The following is a 546-nucleotide window of genomic DNA, read 5'->3' on the forward strand; positions in this document are numbered from 1 at the left end:
CTCCGGCCCGAGCCGTTCCAGGCGATCGACGAATGGGTTCGGAGCTATCGCGAGCTTTGGGAGGGCCGGCTCGATCGGTTCGACGCCGCCTTGGCGCGACGGCGTGGCGCGCAGCAACGCGAGGGGGAAAAGTGATGATAGAGGCCAGCGAGCCGAGCGCAGCTACGATCAGGCTGGAACGGGTTTACGACGCATCGGTGGACGACGTCTGGGCGCTATGGACCACCAGGGAAGGGCTCGAGGCGTGGTTCGCGCCCGAGGGCATGCGCTTCGAGATATTGACTCTCGATCTGCAGGTCGGTGGTGTCTTCGATCACGTGATGACGGCGGTTGACGCCGAGCAGGTCGCCTATTTTGCGAACCGCAACAGATCGCCAACGGCGCGGGTGAGCGGTCGCTTCGTCGAGATCGTGCCTCACCGGCGCCTGCGAATCCGCTTCGACATCGACTTCGTCCCGGGCGTCGAGGTCTATTCCTACGACATGATGGTCGAGCTTCACCCCGAGGCCGGGCGGGTCCGGATGGTGCTGACGGCCGATCGCCACC

At 65.2% G+C, this 546-nt stretch carries 1 protein-coding gene; it reads left to right on the forward strand.

Features of this window, described 5'->3' with window-relative positions:
- Positions 1 to 134: 134 nt before the first annotated feature.
- Positions 135 to 546: SRPBCC family protein (locus CEV33_RS01390; RefSeq protein ID WP_094538723.1), on the forward strand; the 412-nt coding region annotated here is incomplete at its 3' end.

The organism is Brucella grignonensis (assembly GCF_002252505.1).
Classification (GTDB): domain Bacteria; phylum Pseudomonadota; class Alphaproteobacteria; order Rhizobiales; family Rhizobiaceae; genus Brucella; species Brucella grignonensis.